Raw genomic sequence first — 20,503 nt, 5'->3', positions numbered from 1 at the left:
TTCCGCATCTTTGGGGAAACTCCGTCTTGCGCCAGCCGGTTCGATGTGATAATCATTGTTATTATGAAACAATATGTCATCGACCAACTCAGGCTGGAGGACTACGACGCCGTCAAGGCTTATCTGGACGCGCATTTCGACGGATCGGGCGTCGGCGGGCTGTACTGGATCCCCCTGGACGAAGGAATTCATAACGAGGTGCAGCAGGCCCATGCCGACTGCCGTCCGTTTTACTTCGCCGTCGAGCTTTCGGAAGACCGGATGTCCTGCGAGCTGCTCGTCCGGACGACCCGAAAGATTCGCTGTGACTGTATCTCCTATGCGGATACCGCCCAGCGGAACTGGATTATCGACGCCATGGACGCCATCTTGGAAAAATTGGGCATTTCCATATGAACAACGGGGTATAATGCCATGCTGAAGATTATCCCTCTGGGGGGATTCGGAGAGATCGGGCTCAACATGATGGTGGTGGAGTATCAGGACGACCTCCTGGTCATCGACGCGGGCCTGATGTTTCCCGAGGACTACATGCTGGGCGTCGATCTGGTGATCCCCGATATGGAGTACATCCGCCGGAACAAGAGCCGGGTGGCGGGGGTGATTTTGACCCACGCCCATGAAGACCACATCGGCGCGCTCTCCTACCTGCTGCGGGACGTCAATGTTCCCGTCCACGGGACGCCCTTCACCCTCGGGGTCGTGCGGCACAAGCTGGAGGAGATCGGCCTGCTCTCCCATGCGGACCTGCGGGAGGTCCGGCCGGGCCAGCGGCTCTCCATCGGATCCTTCGAGATCGACCTGATCCGGGTGGGCCACAGCGTTGTGGACGGCATCGGTCTGGCGATTCGTACCCCCATGGGGCTTGTGGTCCACACGGGTGATTTCAAGATCAGCCACTCCTCCATCGACGGCATGAACACCGACGTCAACAAGTTTGCCCGCTGCGGCGAGGAGGGGGTGCTTGCGCTCCTCTCCGATTCCACCAACGTGGAAAAGGAGGGATACACCATCTCCGACCGGGAGATCGGCGAAACCCTGAAAGGGGTGATCTCCAAGTGCCGGGGCCGGGTCATCGTGGCCCTTTTCGCCTCCAGCATCTCCCGCATCCAGCAGATCATCGACATCGCCGCGGCGTACGGGCGAAGGGTGGTCCTGAACGGCCGAAGCATCGAGGTGGCCGTCGGCATCGCCAGGTCCCTGGGGTATATCCGGATCCCCGACGGCATGGAAATCGCCATCGACGACATCGGCAACATCCCCGATCACCAGGTGGTGCTCATCACCACCGGCAGCCAGGGGGAGCCCATGTCGGCCCTGGCCCGCATGGCGACCGGCATCCATAAGCAGATCAAGATCCGGTTCGGCGACATGGTGATCCTCTCCTCCAAATTCATCCCCGGAAACGAGAAAGCCATCGGGAAGATCATCAACAATCTCTACCGCCGCGGCGCCGACGTCATCTACGAGAAGATCTCGGCCATCCACGTGTCGGGGCATGCTTTTCGCGAGGAGCTGAAGCTGATGATCAACCTGACCCGACCTCGTTATTTCATTCCGGTTCACGGGGAGTACCGGCACCTGGCGCTCCATGCCCGGCTGGCGGAGGAGATGGGGATCCCCGCGAACCACGTGAAACTCGTCGAAAACGGCCAGGTGATCGAGTTCGACGAGGGCGGGTGCCATGTCACCTCGATGATCCAGACGGGACGGGTGCTGGTTGACGGCAAGGGCATCGGCGACGTGGGGCGAAGCCTGCTGAAGGAGCGTCGTCTCCTCTCGGAGGACGGGTTCGTGGCGGTCACCATCGCCTTTGACGAGGAGACCGGCATCGTGATGTACGGCCCGGAGGTCATCTCCCGGGGGTTTATTTTCGAGACGGAAACCGGCCACCTGGTGGATGACGCCCAGTGCGTGATTCTGGAGGCCATCGAGGACATCGGTCCGGACGTTCCGGACCGGATCGAGAAGATTCGGGCGCGGATCAAAAGCGACCTGAGAAAATATTTCAATTACACCATCAAGCGTCGTCCGCTCATTCTTCCCTTTGTCCTGGAAATCTGACGACAACAGTAGGACCATGGGCTTTTTCCGCGTCGGGCAGGGGAGCCCTTCGCCTGAACCTCTATGATCGAAGTCCGGAGCATGCGCAAGGAAATACTAGGAATCTTTCTGTTCTTTCTGGTCATTTTCACCCTGATCAGCCTGTGGTCCTTTCATCCGTCAGACCCCTCCATGTTCAATTCGGGAACCTCGGCGGGCGCCAGAAACCTCTTCGGCCTCATCGGCAGCCACACGGCCGGGGCGCTGGTGGGCCTCTTCGGGGCGGGCTCCGGCTGGCTGCCGATATTGCTTGCCCTCTTCAGCGTCCAGATCTTTCGAAGCCAACCCGAGCAGGAGCTGCTCGTCTCCGTGTTCGGGGGGGGCATCCTGGTCGTGGTGACGGCGAGCCTCCTGGGCCTTGCCGCCGACACCTACACCGTCCGGGGGGTCGAGATATCGACCGGAGGCTTGATCGGCGAGCTTTTCGGGGGCCAGATCACCCGGTATTGCAGCACGGTCGGCGGCGGCATCGTGCTGGTCATGCTGGGGGTGTCCGCCGTTGTCATGCTGACGGGCGTCTCGCTTGCGGACCTCATCCAGAAGGCGGCCTTCACCCTGAAGCCGATGTGTTCCCGCGCGGCCTCGCGGATCGAGGCGGCGGCGGCCGTGAAGGCCCGGAGAAGAGAGATCGCCGAAGAAAAAGCGAAGGCGAAGGCGGCGGCCGGCACGGCGGCCCCGCCCAAGCCTGCCCTGAAACAGGGCAGGGGCGCACCCGGGCAGGAGGAGGTCCCGGAGCCCTCCATTGAATCCGCGGCGGCTCTTGAGGAGCGCCCCCGGAAAATCAGGCTCAGGATCACCTCTCGCGAACTGGTTCCGCCCCCGCCCCCGTCCGCGCCCGTTTCCGAGCCGGAAAAGACCGATCCGGTGCGGCTGCTGCTGTCGAATTCGGCCGGGAATGGGTTTCAGCTCCCCCCTGCATCCTTTCTGGAGGAGGCCCCCGCCCGACCGTCTTCCGTGGATACCGCCCATCTGGAGGACCAGGCCCGGCGCCTGGAGGGCAAGTTAGGCGATTTCGGGGTCAAGGGAGAGGTCTCGAACGTGACGCCCGGGCCCGTGATCACCACCTTTGAGTACAAGCCCGCGCCCGGGGTGAAGATCAATAAAGTCGTCAACCTGTCCGACGATCTGGCCCTGGCGCTCCGGGCCATGAGCATCCGGATCGTTGCGCCCATTCCCGGAAAATCGGTCATCGGCATCGAAATCCCCAATGCCGAGCGGGAGATCGTGGTGTTGAAGGAACTCGTGGAATCGACCGAATTTCAGGCCGCGCCCTCGCGGCTTTCCATCTGCCTGGGCAAGGATATCGTCGGAAATACGGTGGTGGCGAGCCTGGAGAAGATGCCCCACCTCCTCATCGCCGGCGCCACGGGAACCGGCAAGAGCGTCTTCCTCAACGCCCTGATCTGCAGCTTTCTCTACAAGGCCACCCCCGACGAGGTCAAGCTCATCATGGTCGACCCCAAGCGGATCGAGCTTTCCCTGTACGACGGCATTCCGCACCTGATCACGCCGGTGGTCACCGACGTGAAGAAGGCGACAAACGCCCTGTTCTGGGCCGTGTCCGAGATGGAGCGGCGGTATGAGCTGCTGTCGCAGCAGAAGGTCCGGAACATCACCCAGTACAACCAGAAGGTCGAAAGGGCCCTGGCCGATCCGTCGCCCGATGACGAAACCCCGGCCGACAAGCTGCCGCTGATCGTCGTCATCATCGACGAGCTGGCCGATCTCATGATGGTGGCCTCCCGGGATGTCGAGGTGGCGCTGATGCGCCTGGCCCAGATGGCCCGGGCCGCCGGCATCCATCTCATCCTCGCGACCCAGCGCCCGTCGGTCGACGTCCTGACCGGCATCATCAAGGCCAATTTCCCCACCCGCCTGACCTTCCAGGTGTCGTCCAAGACCGATTCCCGCACCATCCTGGATACCAACGGCGCGGAGACGCTCCTGGGAAACGGGGACATGCTCTTCCTGCCGCCGGGGACGGCCAAGCTCCAGCGGATCCACGGGGCCTATGTCTCCGAGAAGGAGCTTTCCCGGATCACCGAGTTCCTCAAAGAGCAGCGCCCGCCGGAGTACGACGCCGCCGTCGTCGAGGCCCAGGCCGTCGAGAAGGAGGCCGGAGACGGCGACACCGAATACGACGACCGGTACGACGATGCCGTGGCCCTCGTGACCCAGACGCGCCAGGCCTCCATCTCCATGGTCCAGCGCCATCTGCGCATCGGGTACAACCGCGCGGCCCGGATCATCGAGGTGATGGAGAAGGAGGGCATCGTGGGGCCTGCAGACGGCGCCAAACCCCGGGAGGTGCTGGTCCAGGGGTATGACGAAATGGCTTGAGTCCCGCGCGCCATCCGGAAAGATCCCGGATTGGAGCCGATCGGCCGCCGGCGGACGGGAAACATGGGGGCTGCTTTTTCCCGAATACGGCATTATTTTTTTTATTATAAGAAAATTGGAAATAATTTGAGCATGCACCCGACATCCCGGAAGACTCTTGCGCCGGAGGAGGTCAAAGGCTTTCTCGACGAGGAGGAGGGGCGCCGCCTCCATGACGTCGCCCTTGAGGCGAGCAGGATGGGCCCCTGCCTCGAGATCGGCAGCTACTGCGGCAGGTCCGCCGTCTACATCGGCTCGGCCTGCCGGGCCAACGGGGGGACACTCTTCTCCATCGACCACCATGGCGGCTCCGAGGAGCAGCAGCCGGGCGAGACCTATTTCGACCCGGCGCTCTACGACCACGAGGCGGGCCGGGTCGACACCTTCCGGGCCTTCCGGAAGACGCTTGCGCTTTCGGGCCTCGAGGATACGGTGGTCCCGATGGTTTGTCGTTCCTGCACGGCGGCCCGGGTCTGGTCCATTCTCCTGAGCCTCGTCTTCATCGACGGGGGCCACGCCTTTGAAACGGTTTACGCGGATTACTGCGCATGGGCCGGCCACGTGATGCCCGGCGGATACCTCCTCCTGCACGATATCTTCGAGCACCCTGAAGACGGGGGGCAGGCACCCTACCTCGTCTACCGGATCGCCCTGGCCGGGGGACTTTTCAAGCCCCTGCCCATGACGCGGTCGCTGGGGGTGCTCCAGCGGAGATCCTGCGGGGAGGCGCTCGACGCCTCCTATTGACGGCGGGCGGGGCGGCCTTTCCCCGGGATCGGCCCATATGCCGCGAACCTTAATCTTGCATCTTTCGCACCCCTCTGCCGGCTGCAATCGACTGCGTATTCTCGATCCTGCCCGACGGCAGACGGGTCTATGAATTCCATCCCTGGGAGAAGAAGCTTTCCCTTGTGGACACCTGCGTCTATAGGGATGTGTCCATATATGAGCATCTCAGGCGGCTGCAGCGGATGGGAGAGGATGCAAGGCCCTATGAGACCATCTGGTGCTATTATTGATGAACGGGGAATTCGGTTTGCAAACGGTTTCGTAAAAGTTCGAGATGCGGCCTGCGAATCCCCTGGAAAGATGGGCGGCTGCAGTACGGCGCAGCGAAGCGGGCGGTTGCGTAACGCAGATATCGGGTTTTTCCGAAACCGTCCGGATGAGCGGGCATGGCTGTACCCCCTGCAGTGGCTGCACATCGCATGCGGTATGGCCGGAATAAGGCGGCCGCAGCCCGCCCCCGGCCCCCGTCCTGCCCGGCAATTCCCCTTAGACGGAAACTACTTTGTTTTTTCCCCTTGAATAGGGTATCAAAACATTAAACTTTACAAAAAACACTTTACGGTATAGAGCTATAACGTTGCGGGAATCGGCATGAATAGTGGCGTTGCCATTATTTTTGGGGTGATCCGGAATTAAGGCGGAAAATCGCGGGGCAGGGGGGTCAGCCCTCCCTGCGTTTCAATTCGGTGATACGGCGCGCTACCGCGCTTCGGTTTTGAGGTGTACATTCCCCACGGCGGGCGGAAGGCCGGAGTGCGGGAAAGGATTTAGGCATCATCTTCAAAGGAGAAAGGGACATGACAGATTCAACTAGCTGGGACTGGAGCATCGGCAAACGGCAGATCGCGGACATCACCCAGTGGAAAGCCGAGTTCGCCTATGTGCAGGAGCCGTATGTCAGTCCGGACGGTGAAAAAATAGCCGCCGTCGTAAAGACGGAGGATAAGGAATTCAGCGCCTGCGAAAACGGCGTAGCCTGGGAAAACACCTTCGACAAGGTATGGTATCTCCGATATTCGCCGGACAACCGTCTTACCGGTATCGTGTCGGACGGCGGGGAATGGACCCTCGCCATCGACGGAGAGGCCTGGGAAAACAAATACGACTTCGCCTGGAACACCAAGTTCGGCGAAGACGGCGAAAACATGATGATCATGACCCAGGCGGACGGTGAATATTCCGTCCTCATCAACGACACCCCCTGGGAAGAGGTCTTCCCGTACATGACCAATTTTGCCGGAAGCGTCGACGGCACCAGGGCCGCCGCCGTGGTTCAGACCATCAAATTCAGCGAGGGCGACATCTACGCCTTCCAGAAAGGCTGTTACACGGTCGCGGTGGAGGGAACGGTTTGGGACAGGAATTTTGTCAATGTCTACGAACCCGTCTTCAGCGCGGACAATGCCCATGTGGCCGCCCAGGTGAGAACCACCCTGTATGACTACACCATCGCGGTGGACGGCGAGCCCTGGTCCGTCAACTATCCCACGGTATGGAAGGCCGCTTTTTCACCTGTGGACGGGTCCGTGACCGCGCCGGTCAAGACCCAGGAGGGATGGGCCCTGGCCCGGGACGGCCAGATCCTCTGGGGGCAGCGGTTCACCCAGCTCTGGCACCACGCTTACAGCCCGAACGGGATGAGCATCGCCGCCATCGTCGCGCCGAAATACGGCCGCTGGACCGTCGCCGTGGACGGAAACCCCTGGAAAAAAACCTTCGGCGACCTCGTAACGGACCTGGTCATCTCGCCCAGCGGCAAGCGGGTGGCGTGCGTCGGAAAAGAGAACAACGACTATACCGTCGCCGTGGACGGCGCCGCGTGGGACCTCAAATGCGACATGGCGTGGGCGCCGGTCTTCAGCCCCGATGAGCAGCACGTCGCGGCCAAGATCGAGAAAAACGGCCGGTATACGGTGGCGGTCAACGGCAAACCGATGAAGGCCCAGTACAAGGCCGTCTGGAGTCCGTCATTCAGCCCGGACGGGCAGCATATATTGATCCGGGCGATCGAGGGCGCGGGGGACAAGGAAAGGTATGTCCGCCAGGTGTTGCCGGTAACTGAAATTTCCGGTTGATAAGGAGAGTGACGATGCATACGATATACAATTTTGTCAGTGGTCCCCTGGCGTGGCTTGCCTTCATCGTGTTTATCGGGGGGAGCGTCTACAAACTGGTGACCATGGCGAGGCTTGCCAAAAAGAAGGACCCGTCGGTTTATGAATACTGGGACATGGGGTTTGCGCTGCGGTCCATCGCCCATTGGAGCATCCCTTTCGCCACGACGAACTGGCGGAAGAACCCGGTCATGACCCTCGTGACCTTCGCCTTTCACATCTCCCTCATCATCGTCCCGCTCTTCCTGTGCGCCCATGCCCTGCTGTGGAAGGAGGTCTTTGACATCAACTGGTGGTATATTCCAGACGGCCTTGCGGACGTGATGACGATCATCGTCCTCGGCTCCTGCATCTATTTCGCCGCCCGGCGGATCCTGCGGCCCGATGTCAAGTACCTGACCTCAACATCCGACTATCTGATCCTCCTGATGGTGGCGGCGCCGTTTTTCACCGGATTCTGGGCCTACCACCAGTGGCCGGGCTACCAGATGGTCTTCATCCTGCACATGCTGTCGGGTGAGATCGTCCTGGCCGCCATCCCCTTTACCCGTCTCAGCCACATGCTCTATGCGTTTTTTACGCGGGGATACATTGGATCCGAGTTCGGCGCGGTGCGCCACGCGAGGGACTGGTAACGGTTTTTTTGACTTTTACCCTATACGATAAAGGGAGCAAGAGAATGGGTGAACCTGCATCCAAAATCGAAGTGAAAAATATCAAGGATATGGGCCTGGACGGGGGCGCGGCCAAGCTGACGCCCGAGAAGATCGAGAAGGTGGTCAACGAGGTGATCGACAGGGAGACCGGCGCCCGATTGAAGGTTTATGTCGATACCTGCGTCCATTGCGGGCTATGTTCCGAGGCGTGCCATTATTACCTTTCGCAGGATAAAAATCCGGTCTTTTCGCCGGCCGCCAAGGTCAAGCAGACCCTCTGGGAGATCGTCGAAAAAAAAGGGAAGGTCAGCCCCGAGTTCATCCGCCGGGCCGCGGAACTCTGCTATACGGAGTGCAACCTCTGCCGGCGGTGCGCCATGTACTGCCCCTTCGGCATCGATGTGGCCTACATGATGCTGATCATGCGGCGCATCTGCCACAAGCTGGGCGTGACCCCCCAGTATATCCAGGACACGGCCCACAGCCATTCCGCCACCATGAACCAGATGTGGGTCAAGGAAGATGAGTGGATCGACACCCTGTTCTGGCAGGAGGAAGAGGCCGGCGAAGAGATTGAAAACCTCAGGATCCCCCTCGAGAAGGAGGGGGCCGAGGTCATGTATTCGGTCATCGGTCCCGAGCCCAAGTTCCGGGCCCAGTTGATCTACCAGGCGGCGGTGATCCTGAACGTGGCCGGCGTCGACTGGACCATGCCCGCGACCCCCGGATGGGACAACAGCGACATGGCCATGTATACGGGCGACAACGAGATGATGGCGCGGCTCAAGAAAGAGCATTTTGAAACCGCCATGCGCCTCAAGGTCAAGAAAATCGTCATGGGCGAGTGCGGCCACGCCTTCCGATCGGTCTACGACATGGGCAACCGCGCCCTGGGGTGGAAGATGCCGCCGGTCCAGATGGTTCACGCCCTCGAGTTCTACTATGACCTGTTCAAGGCGGACCGGATCAAGATCAAGCATAAATACGACAAACCCGTGACCCTCCATGACCCCTGCAACGTGATCCGGGGACGGGGGCTCCACGAGATGGCCCGGTACGTGGTCAACAAGACCTGCAGCAATTTCACCGAAATGACGCCCAACCGCGAACACAACTACTGCTGCTGCGCCGGGGGCGGGGTGATCAACTGCGGTCCGCCCTTCCGGGACAAGCGGGTTCACAGCAACCGGATCAAGGCCGAACAGCTCCTGGCCGTCAAGAAAAAAGGCGTCGAGGTCTGTATCGCGCCCTGCCACAACTGCCACGGCGGACTCGAGGATATCATCCACCACTATCATGTGGGGCTGGAGCTGAAATTCCTGGGGGACATCATTTATGAAATCATGGAGAAACCGGAATAGGCAGGGCGCCGGCCCAGGAAAAAAACGCATGCCAAACCGGAACCACCGGACAAAGAGGAGTGTGCCAAATGAATAGAAAGGCTCTGGCAGCATATATCGTCGTCGCGTTTATCGTTTCCGCAGTTGCGGCCCTATCCGGCTTCTCCCGGGACACCGGGGAGATCGCCGGCGTCCGGGACAGCGCCTTCGGGGTGCGGATGCGGACCGCGGTTGCGTTCAATCACGACGAGCACAACGAAAAGGCCGCCATCGAAGACTGCGCGGAATGCCACCACAGCTTCGATGAGAGCGGCGTCAAGGTGGAGGGCGAATCCACCGAGAACCTGGAATGCTCCGAATGCCATATGGCCGATGGAAAAACCAAAATGGACCTGATGCGGGCATATCATCTCAACTGCAAGGGCTGCCACGAGGATCAGAAGGCAGGCCCGGTCATGTGCGGGGAGTGCCACCAGAAATCATAACGGAAGCTGAGCGGGCGCAGCCCTTATACATTTTCGAACAGTCTGATATCATCAAAAGCGCGCGGGAGCGATGGGTTCCCGTGCGCTTTTTTATGGACGGCATTTGGCCCGGGAAAAGGAAGGGGCAATATGGCAAAACGGGAAAACACCCACAGCAAGACCATCGGCTACATTCTATGGATATTCGGATTCACCGGCGCCCACCGGTTTTATTACGGCAGGCCGGTCTCCGGAACGATCTATTTCTTTACCCTGGGACTCCTCATCATCGGATGGATCGTCGACTTTTTCCTGATTCCCGGCATGGATCGCGATGCGGATATCCGCTTCAAAGAAGGCCTGCTGGACTACAACATCGCATGGATCCTCCTGACATTTCTCGGTATCCTCGGCATCCACCGCTTTTATATGCGCAAATGGATCACGGGGATCGTCTATTTCCTGACCGGCGGGCTGTTTCTGGTGGGATACGTCTATGACTACTGGACCCTCAACGAGCAGATCGACGAGATCAACGCCCGGGGGTGACGCCGCCCCATCCGGAGAAGGCCGTGCCGCCGGGGTTCATGAGGCGCTGGCCGCGAAAACGGCGTCGAAAATCCTGGAGAGGCGGTCGCGAATGCCGTCCCGGAGCGTCGATGGAAGGCTTTTTCTCAGCTCGCTCCGGATGAACGGAAGGCTCTCCAGCGGATCATCGGGAATGCGGCGGAAAACCACCCGCACCTTGCCGGCCTCCGCGAGGGCGTTCATCCGGTCGATGAATGCCTGCTGCTGGTCCTGCAGGGCGCGCTTGAGTTGAACATCCCCGCCGGCGCGAGGGGCCGTGTAGAGGAAGACGAGGTCGCTGCTTCCGTCGGCCCCGAAACGCTCTATGGCCTCCGCGGGAAAGGCGTACCGCTCCCTGCAGTCGCCGTCGTCGTTCATCAGATCGGAGAAGATGATGACGCGTTTTCCCGAAGCGGAAGAGAGGGCGGACTCGAGAAAACCGTAAAAGGGGGTCGTCAGCGGCGTCACCTCCCGAGGGGCGACCGGGGTGGCGGCAACGGCTGCAAGGGTTTTGCCAACGGAGCCGTCGAAGGCCGCGTGGTGCCGGGGGGATGCCGTGGCCACCAGGGCTGCGATCGATTCCTTTCCGCAGCCGGGGTTGCCGAAGGTCGATATCTGATAGGAGATCGATGTGTCGCCCACAAACCCTCTGAGGCAGATCCCCAGGTGGTCTTTGATTTTTTCGAGAGCATCCTGGTTGATGCTGGCGGATACGTCGAGACCTACGTGGAAATGCTTCGGGTGGGGCTGAAACAGCCGCGAAAGTTCGGCGGCTGCCCGGGGATGGAAGAGGTGGAAATAGATCAGGCCGGCCGCCAGCACAAGCATGCCCGCGGCCGGCATGGCGGCCCCTTTTCCGGAGAAGCGCCACCACCCCGGGATTTTTCCGCAGTTGGGGCACCGGTTTTCCCGGGAGAGTGCGCCGGTGTACCCGCATTTGGCACAGAAAAAACGGTTTGCGTAGGCGCGCGGCATGGCTCCTGTCAGATTCTTTCTCCGCTCCAGCGGAGTTTGGTTTTGAGCACGTCGAAATAGTGGCGGTCGGGCAGGGTGATCATCTGGATGGGCTGGCACCCTTTTCGGACGATAATGGTGTCCTTTTCCGTGATTTCAAGTCCGGCCTGGCCGTCGAAGGTCAGCATGATGTCCGAAGCGCTCTTGTCGAGCCGGAGCTCGATGCACACGGAATCCGGCATGATGATCGGCCGGTTGGTCAGGGTGAACGGGCAGATGGGGGTGATCACGATGCCCGGCACCGTCGGGTGGATGATGGGGCCGCCCGCCGCCAGGGAATAGCCCGTGGATCCGGTCGGGGTCGCCACGATGAGCCCGTCGGCCCTGAAGGTCGTCAGGTACCGGTCGTTGATGTAGGTTTTGATGCGGGCCAGGCGGGCCAGCGCGCCCTTGTTGATGACGATGTCGTTCAACACCGGCTCCCGGACGATCTCTTCGCCTTCCCGGAGGACCCGAACGAGCAGCCGCATTCGGGCCATGGTCGTGAATTCTTTTTTCAGGATGGTCTCCGCCGCCGAGAAAAGGCCGTCCTCGACGGTCTCCGCCAAAAACCCCACCTCTCCGAACTTGACGCCGATGATGGGGATGGGAGCGTCTCCGATCCACCTGGCGGCGCTCAGAAACGTGCCGTCCCCCCCGAGGACGAAGACGCAAAAGAGGTCCCGCGGCGCATACTCTCTCGAGTTTAATGCAATCTTCCGGTTGGAGGGGGTGCCCTGCTTCCGGACGACGGGAATCTGCCGGGCTGCGAGCCATCGTTCGAACGCGTCCGCTTTTTGAATGGCTTCGTGCTGCGGCTTGACGAAAAGGCCGACCTTCATGAGGGCGCATGCCCTGTTTTCTTCATGCGGGATCATGGATATCTCCGTCCTGAAAGTATCGTTTATATCTACCACAGGGTTAGACCCTGCATAAAGAAAAAAATAAATAAAGTTATGGGTAATTTCCGCGCAGAACCGCCACCGTCTCCCGGAGACCCTCGGCGGTCGCCTGCGCCGGCGGCACCGGCGACCCGCAGGCGATTGTCACCTCCGACCAGAATCGCGCCGGGCGCCTTGTCATGGCCGGGCCCCCCCTGTGACTGAAAAAACTTCCCCACAGCCCTCTCAGGGCCATGGGAATCACGGGGACCGGCCTGCGTCGGAGGATGCTTTCAAGGCCTGGCCGAAACCGGTCGATCTCGCCGTCGCTGGTCAATTTCCCCTCCGGGAAGAGGCAGACAGCCTCCCCGTCGGCCAGGGCCCTGTCGATGGCGTCAAGGGCGTGGCGGTAGGTGCCGGGATTCGTTTTTTCGGAGGTGATGGGGATGGCCCCCCCGGTGCGAAAAATGAAATTGAGCACCGGCATGCGGTAGATGGGTTCGAAAACGACGAAGCGTACGGGCCGCCGCAGGGCGCCCGCGATGATCAGGCCGTCGACATAGGAGACATGATTGCAGACCAGCAAGGCGGCGCCCTCATCCGGAACGTGGGAAAGCCCCTCGTGCCGGACCCGGTAAAGGGTGTGGGTCAGCATCCAGATCAGGAAACGCATGGTGAATTCGGGAACGACGGAATAGATGTATACGGCCACCAGAATATTGCCTATGGCGATGATCAGAAAAAACTGGGGGATGGACAGCTTTACGAAACCCAGCAGGAGGACGCCCGCCCCTGTCGACAAAACCATGAACAGGGCGTTCAGGATGTTGTTCGCCGAGATGACCCGGGCCCGGTATTCAGGCTCCGTCCGAAGCTGGACAAAGGCATTGAGGGGGACGATGTAGAACCCCCCGAAAATGCCGATCAGCACGAGGTCGCACAGGACGCGCAGGCTTCCCGGGGTGCCCATGAAGCCGGAGATGTCCATCAGCGAGGCGACCTCGGGGGGATCGTAGGCCAGGAACAGGTCGATGCCGAAAAGGCTCAGCCCCAGGGAGCCCAGCGGGACCAGGCCCAGCTCCACCTTTTTTCCGGAGAGCTTTTCGCACAGGAGGGAGCCGACGCCGATGCCGATGGAGAACATGGTCAGGAGCAGGGTGACCACGCTTTCGCCGCTCTTCAGGATGAACCGGGTGAAGTTGGGGATCTGGGTCAGATAGGCCGATCCCAGAAACCAGAACCAGGAGATTCCTAATACGGAGAGGAACACGGAATGAATCCGCCGGGCGTACCCGATGGTCTTCCAGGTCTGGGTGAACGGATTGATGCGGATCGTGATCCGCTGCGCCAGGGCCGGAGCCTTGGGGATGAACAGGGATGCGCTATATCCGGCCAGCGCGATGGCGCATACGGTGAGTCCGATCCAGAGGGCCCCGTTTTCAATCTGCACCAGGACTCCGCCGGTGATGGTGCCCAGGAGGATGGAGACGAAGGTGCCCATGCCGACCATGGCATTGCCGCCGACCAGTTCGTCGGGGGCGAGGTGCTGGGGAATGATGCTGTATTTGACGGGACCGAAAAAGGCTGACTGGGCGCCCATGAAAAACAGGATGGCCATGAGGGCGATCATGCTGTCTGCGGCAAAGGCGACCGCCGCGGCCCCCATGATGACGATCTCCATGAACTTGATGCGCCGGATCATCAGGGCCTTTTCGTATTTGTCCGAGAGCTGGCCCGCGGTGGCGGAGAAAAGAAAAAACGGCAGAATGAAGAGCCCTGCAGAGAGGTTGATCAGGATGTTCGAGTCCATCTGAATCGCATGTCCGCCCTTGTAGGCGATCAGGATGATGAGGGCGTTCTTGAAGACGTTGTCGTTGAAGGCGCCTAAGAACTGGGTCCAGAAAAACGGCGCGAAGCGCCGGACCCGGAGCAGTCCGAACTGGCTTCGGACGATTTTTACTTCATTTTCTTGAGCGGTCGTGTTCATTGGATAAGGTTCCGTCGCACCATGGGAGTGAGAGAAAAGCCTGCCTGGATATCGTCATCACTCTATTTTTTTAAGGGGAGCATGTCAAGCAGGGATGGTCATGGGGCTGCGGAATCCGCCATGGGCCGGAGGACGGGAGGCGCGGAAGGGTTTTCGCCCCGCCAGGGGGGGCCTGCAGGGCCGCAACCCGTTTCCGGCTTCCCCGGGCGGAACGGCATCGTAGGGTAATCGAAAGGATCAAGTAGGGTATGAATTCACCAGAACTACTTGCCAAAATGTATTTATCGGGGTAAGATCATCTCATTAAGCGCAGTCAGACCCCAGATAAAGGCCCTGTATAATCCAAAACCAAGAAAGAGGTGTCGAATGGCAAAAAAAATCCTGGTGATCGATGATGATCCGGTGGTGGTGAAATATTTGGTCAGTCTGCTGGAGGATAACGGATATCAAACCTGTACGGCGGGAAATGGTCTTGAGGCCATGAAGGTTATAAAGGCCGAAAAGCCGGACCTTGTCACCCTCGACCTTGAAATGCCGGAGGAATGGGGAACGCGGTTTTACCGGAAATTCAAGAAAGACGATGAACTCAAGAACACGCCGGTGCTGATCATCAGCGGTATGCCCTCACGCCATCTGTCCGTCCGGGATGCGGTTGGATACCTTGCCAAGCCCTTTGACCCCGAAAAAGTCCTGGAACTCGTCAAAAAAGCCGTCGGATAGCCTTCCCGAAGCATGACATCGGAACGGACCCAGTCCAAACGATTCCGCATGCCGGGCATCGATCCACTTCGCCTGACGGTGGCTCAAGGCTTTGCCATGCCGCCGTGTCGTCATTCTCTCCCTCCCACCGGTATCCAAGGCAGCGCCGCACCCAGAAGGCCGCAAGCATCCGATTTCAAGCCCGGGAGGCCTGGGTCAGGCCGTTTCTGGGTGTTCCGCAGAGCATCATATTCCCTGCCCGGACCGGATGAAGCCCTGCGGGCGGCCCTGGACGTATTGGAGTTCGGGGTGTCCGAATTGGCAGGGGAGGGAATTTTTTTGTCGGGTCGTCCTGAATGGCACCCGGGATATGGGATAGGTATCTCGCCGCTCGAGAAAAATCGGAGGTTTCTACCCCATGCAATCCGAAAATTCATATACTGGCGCCCTGAAAAATAAGGTCTTTTTGTATGTAATATACAGTATAGACCTTATTTACCCGCCGAGGGCAAGTTCTGTAAAGTACCGCAACATTCGTGTCAGAATCTGAGAATCCTTTTAAAAACTAAACGCTCTTTTAAGGATGTCAATCATGGTGAAGGGAAAGATGAAGTACTGGTGGGTTGGAGTCACAGCCGCAATCTTTATGATTACAGCGGTTTGTATCGGAGCGCAGGAGGTTGGCGCACCATCCGATAAAGAGGCCCGGGCGGATATGATAACCATCGATTCGCTCAAGGTTTTCGGGTATCTTGAGAAGCCGCCCGTGGTGTTTTTTCACGACGCGCACACCGAAGCCCTGAAGAAAAAAGACAAGGATTGTTCCGCCTGCCATCTGGCGCAGGAAAAGTCCAACAAGATACCAGGGACCTTCAAGGCGGCCGTCAACGGCATCGATCCCCTCTCGCCCAAATTCAAGCGTCTGGAAGACACGGCTCGAAAAGAGGTGATGGATGTCTACCACACCTTCTGCATCAGTTGCCATAACGAGATGGCGGCCGAGGGCGACAAGTCCGGCCCCGTGACCTGCGGTGAATGCCATAAAGAGACGGAGATCCAGTCCAGCCGCGCCCTGATCGGCCTCGACAAGACCCTGCATTACCGGCATGTCGCCGCCCACGAAAAGAAATGCGAAACCTGCCATCACGAATATGACGCCGAGAAAAAAGTCCTCTTCTACGCCAAGGACAAGGAGGGCACCTGCCGCTACTGCCACAAGGCCCAGACCGAAGAGAACCGGATCTCCATGAGGGAGGCCTCCCATCTGGACTGCATCAGCTGCCACCGGAAACGCTTGGTCAAGAAAGAGACCGCAGGCCCGATCTACTGCGGCGGCTGCCATGATCCGGCTTCCCAGAAGAAATTTCAGAAGATCGAAAACGTCCCCCGGATGGAGCGGAAACAGCCGGACATGGTCCTCGTCAAGGTCGGCGAGGTCAAGCCAGATGAAGCGGGCAAACCCGGCGATGTGCGGATGAACGCGGTCAGCTATGACCACAAATCCCACGAGACCTACAGTGACACCTGCCGCGTCTGCCATCACGCCAGCATGGAAACCTGCAGCAAGTGCCATACCATGGCCGGCAGCAAAGATGGCGGGTATGTCAATCTGGCCCAGGCATATCACCTGATCAACTCCGAAAAAAGCTGCATGGGGTGCCATGAAATCAAAAAGTCCGACCCCAAGTGCTCGGGCTGCCATGTCTTCATGGAGAAGCGCCGGAAACAGGCCGACGAGGCCTGCCTCAAATGTCATGAGGAAATGAATGCAGATCTGCAGGCCCTGGCCAAGGAAGACGACAAGCGGGTGGCGGAGATGATGGTCGGCGCCCGGACCTACACCACGGAAACCTACGACAAGGAAGACATCCCCGAGAAAGTGGTCATCAACGTCATGGCGACCCCCGATGACCGCTACGAGGCGGTCGATCTTCCCCACCGCAAGATCGTCGACAAACTCATGGCGAACGTCAAAGAAAACAAACTGGCTGCTTATTTTCACAGGGAGAAGGGCACCCTTTGTCAGGGATGCCATCACAACAGCCCCGTGTCGAAAAAACCGCCGAAATGCGTGACATGCCATGGCAAGCCTTTCGATGATCGGGAACCGCTGAGGCCCGGGTTGATGGGGGCCTACCACCAGCAGTGCATGACCTGTCATAAAGAGATGAAGATCGAAAAGCCTGCCGGATGTACCGGTTGTCATAAAGAGAAACAGCAGTAACTATATCAATTTCCCTATCTCCAGCTCCCCGGATGGACCGGCGCCGGTCGGGCGGCGGGGCGGCGCGGGCCTGGCCCTGCGGCGGAGATACGTCAAACTGACTGAGGAACTGAATATGTCCGTATCCCGTAGAAGATTTCTAACATGGATGGGCGGCGCGAGCTTGGGCACAGCCATTGGCCGAAAAGCTTATGCCGGAGCGCAGAAAGAGTTCAAAGGATATCCAGACAGTATGGGGGTTCTGCATGACACGACGCTGTGCGTCGGCTGCAGGCGCTGTGAAGAGGCCTGCAACAAGGTCAATGAGCTCCCGGCCCCGGACGTCTCCTTCAAGGACGAGTCGGTCCTGAACCAGGAGCGCAGGACCACCGACAAAACGTACACCGTCGTCAACAAGTACGCGGACGCCAACCAGCCCGGAGGGGTCACCTTCCGGAAAATTCAGTGCAACCACTGCAAGGAGCCGGCCTGCGCATCGGCCTGCTTCGTCAAGGCGTTCAAGAAAACACCCGAGGGGGCCGTGGTCTACGATGCCTCGGTCTGCGTCGGATGCCGGTATTGCATGGTGGCCTGCCCCTTTAACATCCCGACGTACGAGTATGGGAAGGCCCTTGACCCCAAGGTGATGAAATGCACCCTGTGTTATCCGCGGATCAAGGAGGGCAAGCTTCCCGGCTGTGTGGAGGTATGCCCCGTCGAGGCCCTCACTTACGGCAAGCGTGAAGACCTCATCAAGATCGCCCGGGAGCGCATCCGGAAGCATCCGGATAAATATGTCAACCACATTTACGGCGAATACGAAATGGGCGGGACCAACTGGCTCTATGTCACCAGCACCCCTTTCGAGCAGATCGGCATGCGCGAGGATCTCGGAACCACATCCGCGCCCGAACTGACGGCGGGGGCCCTCGGGGCCGTTCCTATCGTCGTCGGCCTCTGGCCGGTGTTGCTGACCGGCATCTGGGCCATGACCAAACGCAAGGAAAAGATTTCGACCGAGGAAAAGCACCAGGCGGTGAATGAAGCCGTGGCCGAGGCCGAATCCGCGGCCAAAGCGGCCCTGGCCAAGGCGTTGGACAAGGCAAAGAAGGACCAGGAAGCCGCCGTCAAAAAAGAAGTGAAAACGGCCCTTGATAAGGCTGCAAAGGCCAAGGAGGAGGGTGCAGGCGAGAAGGAGGAGGATGTCTGATGTCTGAGCAAAGCGTCGTCGTAAAAAAATCGTTTTTTCCGACGGACCGGTCCCTGTATACGCCCTTCAATGTGGTGTGCGGCGTCATTCTGGTCGTCGGTCTACTTTTAACGGTGCTGCGGTTCACCGGCGGGCTCGCCGCGGTGACCAATCTGGATGACAACTATCCCTGGGGGTTGTGGATCGGTTTTGACCTGATGGCCGGTGTCGCACTTGCAGCCGGCGGATACACCACTTCCGCCGCCTGCTACATCTTCGGGATGAAGCGGTTCCATTCCGCGGTGCGCCCGGCGATCCTGACCGGTTTCCTGGGCTACGCCCTGGTCGTGATCTCCCTGAACTACGATGTCGGCCGACCCTGGCGCCTGCCGTATCCCTTCATCATGCAGCGGGGCACCACGTCGCTGCTCTTCGAAGTGGCCGCGTGCGTCGCCCTCTACCTGACGGTGCTGTTCCTGGAATACTCCCCGGCGGCCCTGGAGTGGCTCGGTCTCAAGAAATTGAGGAACGTCCTGGTCAAGATCACCATGGTGCTGACCATTTTCGGCGTGGTGCTTTCGACCCTGCACCAGTCGTCCCTGGGAGCCCTTTTCCTGATCGCGCCCTCCAAGCTTCATCCGCTCTGGTATTCCACCTACATACCGGTCTATTTCTTTATTTCCAGCATCATCGCAGGGCTCTCCATGGTGATCTTCGAGGGAAGCCTGTCCCATAAATATTTCCACGACAAGATGGATGAGACCTATCTGGCGGAGCACGACGGGCTCGTGCTCGGCTTCGCCAAGGCGGCTTCTTTTGTCATGGCAGGCTATCTGATCATCAAGATCGTCGGCATCGCCGTCGAAAACCAGTGGCATCTGCTGGGAACCCCCTACGGGCTCTGGTTCCTCCTGGAACTGGTCGGCTTTGTGGCCCTGCCGTGCTACCTCTATGCCGTGGGCGCCCGGGACAAGAATTTGAAGCTGATTCAGAGAACATCCATCATCGCGGTGCTGGGCATCGTGCTGAACCGGCTGAACATCTGCCTCATCGCCTTCAACTGGTATCTGCCCTGGAGCCAGAAGTACATCCCCCACTGGGGGGAGGTGCTGCTTACGCTCGCCATGCTGACCTTCGGCGTGCTGGTGTTCAAGTTCATCGTTACCAAGCAGCCCATTTTTTACGAGCATCCCGATTACAGGGCGCATGAACCCGTCGAACCCGCGGCGCATCGCAAGGCGCATCATTGATAACGGACCTTGGAGGACCATGTTATGGAAAATATTTATTTTACGCTTCAGGATTTCATGACCCACACCAAAGGGGTCGTCTATATCATCATGGTGTTGGCGCTGATCAGCATCATGGCGTTCTGGCGTTTCCTAACCGACAGAGATGACGATTAACGCGTCGGCATAAAAGGAGATAATAATGGAGATGGATATATACAAACTGGTAACCGGTCCGGTGGCGTGGGTGGCATTCGGCATCTTCTTCATCGGGGTCATTGCACGGGCCGTCCTCTATGTCAAAGGACTGGACTGGCAACTGGACCGTGTCGCATATACCGCTCATCGAAAACAAGGCATCCGGGGCGCCGTTCGGTCGATCGTCTCGTGGCTGATACCCTTCGGAACGCACAGCTGGCGGTTTTATCCGTTTTTTACGATCATCTTTTTCACCTTCCACATCGGGCTCCTGGTCGTGCCCATCTTTTTGCAGGGGCATTCGATCCTGCTCAATGAACGGTTCGGCTTCAGTCTTCCCACCATATCCGATTTCAGCGCCGACATGCTGACCATCGGTGTGATGGTGGCCGCGGTCTTACTCGTTCTGAGGCGTCTGGCGCTCCCCGAGGTGCGGATCATCACGACCTGGTATGACTACCTGGTTCTCGCCATCGCCGTGGCGCCCTTCCTGACAGGATTTCTGGCGGCCCACCGGATCGGGAACTACAATTTCTGGCTCATCTCCCATATTATCAGTAGCGAGATCCTGCTGGTGGCCATACCCTTCACCAAACTTTCCCATTTCGTTCTTTTCTTCATGACCAGAATGCAGATCGGCATGGATTATGGCATCAAGCGCGGCGGCATGAAAAGCAAGGGGATGGCGTGGTAGCATGGCGAATAACGGCGG

The 20,503-nt window shown here is 59.3% G+C and carries 18 protein-coding genes; 15 read left to right on the top strand and 3 right to left on the bottom strand.

Annotated features, from left to right (window positions below; translation table 11 throughout):
* Positions 1 to 63: 63 nt before the first annotated feature.
* The 9 genes from ACEW8N_RS03205 to ACEW8N_RS03165 all read left to right on the top strand — a co-directional run bounded on the left by ACEW8N_RS03205 (position 64) and on the right by ACEW8N_RS03165 (position 10,394).
* The gene (locus tag ACEW8N_RS03205; protein WP_373498355.1) at positions 64 to 396 is read left to right on the top strand and encodes a hypothetical protein; all 333 of its coding nucleotides are present in this window, start codon (positions 64 to 66) and stop codon (positions 394 to 396) included.
* 18 nt (positions 397 to 414) lie between these two features.
* A complete protein-coding gene (locus tag ACEW8N_RS03200) occupies positions 415 to 2,064 on the top strand; it encodes a ribonuclease J (protein WP_373498354.1) in 1,650 nt (549 codons plus the stop codon).
* Between the two features lie 63 nt (positions 2,065 to 2,127).
* The gene (locus ACEW8N_RS03195) at positions 2,128 to 4,443 is read left to right on the top strand and encodes a DNA translocase FtsK (protein WP_373498353.1); all 2,316 of its coding nucleotides are present in this window, start codon (positions 2,128 to 2,130) and stop codon (positions 4,441 to 4,443) included.
* Between the two features lie 132 nt (positions 4,444 to 4,575).
* Positions 4,576 to 5,229 carry a class I SAM-dependent methyltransferase gene (locus ACEW8N_RS03190; RefSeq protein WP_373498352.1) on the top strand — a complete coding sequence of 218 codons (654 nt, stop codon included), beginning with the start codon at positions 4,576 to 4,578 and terminating at the stop codon, positions 5,227 to 5,229.
* An 839-nt stretch (positions 5,230 to 6,068) separates the two neighbouring features.
* Positions 6,069 to 7,346: an electron transfer complex subunit TmcD gene (tmcD, locus tag ACEW8N_RS03185; RefSeq protein ID WP_373498351.1), complete on the top strand. Its 1,278-nt coding sequence runs from the start codon at positions 6,069 to 6,071 to the stop codon at positions 7,344 to 7,346.
* A 14-nt stretch (positions 7,347 to 7,360) separates the two neighbouring features.
* Positions 7,361 to 8,020, top strand: coding sequence for a TmcC family electron transfer complex membrane anchor subunit (tmcC, locus tag ACEW8N_RS03180; RefSeq protein WP_373498350.1), 660 nt, complete (start codon positions 7,361 to 7,363; stop codon positions 8,018 to 8,020).
* 44 nt (positions 8,021 to 8,064) lie between these two features.
* On the top strand, positions 8,065 to 9,402 hold the full coding sequence (gene tmcB, locus ACEW8N_RS03175; RefSeq protein WP_373498349.1) for an electron transfer complex ferredoxin TmcB: 1,338 nt from the start codon (positions 8,065 to 8,067) through the stop codon (positions 9,400 to 9,402).
* Between the two features lie 68 nt (positions 9,403 to 9,470).
* A complete protein-coding gene (tmcA, locus tag ACEW8N_RS03170; protein WP_373498348.1) occupies positions 9,471 to 9,866 on the top strand; it encodes an acidic tetraheme cytochrome c3 TmcA in 396 nt (131 codons plus the stop codon).
* Between the two features lie 129 nt (positions 9,867 to 9,995).
* A complete protein-coding gene (locus tag ACEW8N_RS03165) occupies positions 9,996 to 10,394 on the top strand; it encodes an NINE protein (protein WP_373498347.1) in 399 nt (132 codons plus the stop codon).
* 36 nt (positions 10,395 to 10,430) lie between these two features.
* Here the strand turns inward: ACEW8N_RS03165 and ACEW8N_RS03160 are convergent, their stop codons facing one another.
* The 3 genes from ACEW8N_RS03160 to ACEW8N_RS03150 form a co-directional block, all read right to left on the bottom strand.
* Positions 10,431 to 11,387 (bottom strand): hypothetical protein, encoded by a 957-nt coding sequence (locus ACEW8N_RS03160; protein ID WP_373498346.1) that lies wholly within the window; start codon positions 11,385 to 11,387, stop codon positions 10,431 to 10,433.
* An 8-nt stretch (positions 11,388 to 11,395) separates the two neighbouring features.
* Complete coding sequence (locus tag ACEW8N_RS03155) at positions 11,396 to 12,283, bottom strand: NAD(+)/NADH kinase (protein ID WP_373498345.1); 888 nt, start codon at positions 12,281 to 12,283, stop codon at positions 11,396 to 11,398.
* Positions 12,284 to 12,359: 76 nt separating this feature from the next.
* Positions 12,360 to 14,273: an MFS transporter gene (locus ACEW8N_RS03150; protein ID WP_373498344.1), complete on the bottom strand. Its 1,914-nt coding sequence runs from the start codon at positions 14,271 to 14,273 to the stop codon at positions 12,360 to 12,362.
* A gap of 366 nt (positions 14,274 to 14,639) precedes the next feature.
* Here ACEW8N_RS03150 and divK point away from each other — a divergent pair, with 366 nt between their 5' ends.
* The 6 genes from divK (at position 14,640) to hmcE (ending at position 20,485) form a co-directional block, all read left to right on the top strand.
* Positions 14,640 to 14,993, top strand: a complete 354-nt coding sequence (divK, locus tag ACEW8N_RS03145; RefSeq protein ID WP_373498343.1) for a DVU0259 family response regulator domain-containing protein — start codon at positions 14,640 to 14,642, stop codon at positions 14,991 to 14,993.
* 562 nt (positions 14,994 to 15,555) lie between these two features.
* Positions 15,556 to 17,196 (top strand): sulfate respiration complex hexadecaheme cytochrome HmcA, encoded by a 1,641-nt coding sequence (gene hmcA, locus ACEW8N_RS03140; RefSeq protein WP_373498342.1) that lies wholly within the window; start codon positions 15,556 to 15,558, stop codon positions 17,194 to 17,196.
* A gap of 115 nt (positions 17,197 to 17,311) precedes the next feature.
* Positions 17,312 to 18,385 (top strand): sulfate respiration complex iron-sulfur protein HmcB, encoded by a 1,074-nt coding sequence (gene hmcB / locus ACEW8N_RS03135; RefSeq protein WP_373498341.1) that lies wholly within the window; start codon positions 17,312 to 17,314, stop codon positions 18,383 to 18,385.
* Positions 18,385 to 19,614: a sulfate respiration complex protein HmcC gene (hmcC, locus tag ACEW8N_RS03130; RefSeq protein WP_373498340.1), complete on the top strand. Its 1,230-nt coding sequence runs from the start codon at positions 18,385 to 18,387 to the stop codon at positions 19,612 to 19,614. Before hmcB ends, hmcC begins: the two co-directional genes overlap by 1 nt.
* A 24-nt stretch (positions 19,615 to 19,638) precedes the next feature.
* Positions 19,639 to 19,770: a sulfate respiration complex protein HmcD gene (gene hmcD / locus ACEW8N_RS03125; protein WP_373498339.1), complete on the top strand. Its 132-nt coding sequence runs from the start codon at positions 19,639 to 19,641 to the stop codon at positions 19,768 to 19,770.
* 25 nt (positions 19,771 to 19,795) lie between these two features.
* Positions 19,796 to 20,485 (top strand): sulfate respiration complex protein HmcE, encoded by a 690-nt coding sequence (gene hmcE / locus ACEW8N_RS03120; protein ID WP_373498338.1) that lies wholly within the window; start codon positions 19,796 to 19,798, stop codon positions 20,483 to 20,485.
* Positions 20,486 to 20,503 lie beyond the last annotated feature (18 nt).

Source organism: Desulfococcus sp., assembly GCF_041737845.1.
Classification (GTDB): domain Bacteria; phylum Desulfobacterota; class Desulfobacteria; order Desulfobacterales; family Desulfococcaceae; genus Desulfococcus.
Note: the sequence above shows the minus strand (reverse complement) of the source record. Positions and strands in the feature narration are given on the sequence as shown.

Excerpts from the sequence above, each read along its gene's own strand:
- ACEW8N_RS03205 (WP_373498355.1), top strand. The coding sequence starts at position 64 with ATGAAACAATATGTCATCGACCAACTCAGGCTGGAGGACTACGACGCC.
- ACEW8N_RS03200 (WP_373498354.1), top strand. The coding sequence starts at position 415 with ATGCTGAAGATTATCCCTCTGGGGGGATTCGGAGAGATCGGGCTCAAC.
- ACEW8N_RS03195 (WP_373498353.1), top strand. The coding sequence starts at position 2,128 with ATGATCGAAGTCCGGAGCATGCGCAAGGAAATACTAGGAATCTTTCTG.
- ACEW8N_RS03190 (WP_373498352.1), top strand. The coding sequence starts at position 4,576 with ATGCACCCGACATCCCGGAAGACTCTTGCGCCGGAGGAGGTCAAAGGC.
- tmcD (WP_373498351.1), top strand. The coding sequence starts at position 6,069 with ATGACAGATTCAACTAGCTGGGACTGGAGCATCGGCAAACGGCAGATC.
- tmcC (WP_373498350.1), top strand. The coding sequence starts at position 7,361 with ATGCATACGATATACAATTTTGTCAGTGGTCCCCTGGCGTGGCTTGCC.
- tmcB (WP_373498349.1), top strand. The coding sequence starts at position 8,065 with ATGGGTGAACCTGCATCCAAAATCGAAGTGAAAAATATCAAGGATATG.
- tmcA (WP_373498348.1), top strand. The coding sequence starts at position 9,471 with ATGAATAGAAAGGCTCTGGCAGCATATATCGTCGTCGCGTTTATCGTT.
- ACEW8N_RS03165 (WP_373498347.1), top strand. The coding sequence starts at position 9,996 with ATGGCAAAACGGGAAAACACCCACAGCAAGACCATCGGCTACATTCTA.
- ACEW8N_RS03160 (WP_373498346.1), bottom strand. The coding sequence starts at position 11,387 with ATGCCGCGCGCCTACGCAAACCGTTTTTTCTGTGCCAAATGCGGGTAC.
- ACEW8N_RS03155 (WP_373498345.1), bottom strand. The coding sequence starts at position 12,283 with ATGATCCCGCATGAAGAAAACAGGGCATGCGCCCTCATGAAGGTCGGC.
- ACEW8N_RS03150 (WP_373498344.1), bottom strand. The coding sequence starts at position 14,273 with ATGAACACGACCGCTCAAGAAAATGAAGTAAAAATCGTCCGAAGCCAG.
- divK (WP_373498343.1), top strand. The coding sequence starts at position 14,640 with ATGGCAAAAAAAATCCTGGTGATCGATGATGATCCGGTGGTGGTGAAA.
- hmcA (WP_373498342.1), top strand. The coding sequence starts at position 15,556 with ATGTCAATCATGGTGAAGGGAAAGATGAAGTACTGGTGGGTTGGAGTC.
- hmcB (WP_373498341.1), top strand. The coding sequence starts at position 17,312 with ATGTCCGTATCCCGTAGAAGATTTCTAACATGGATGGGCGGCGCGAGC.
- hmcC (WP_373498340.1), top strand. The coding sequence starts at position 18,385 with ATGTCTGAGCAAAGCGTCGTCGTAAAAAAATCGTTTTTTCCGACGGAC.
- hmcD (WP_373498339.1), top strand. The coding sequence starts at position 19,639 with ATGGAAAATATTTATTTTACGCTTCAGGATTTCATGACCCACACCAAA.
- hmcE (WP_373498338.1), top strand. The coding sequence starts at position 19,796 with ATGGAGATGGATATATACAAACTGGTAACCGGTCCGGTGGCGTGGGTG.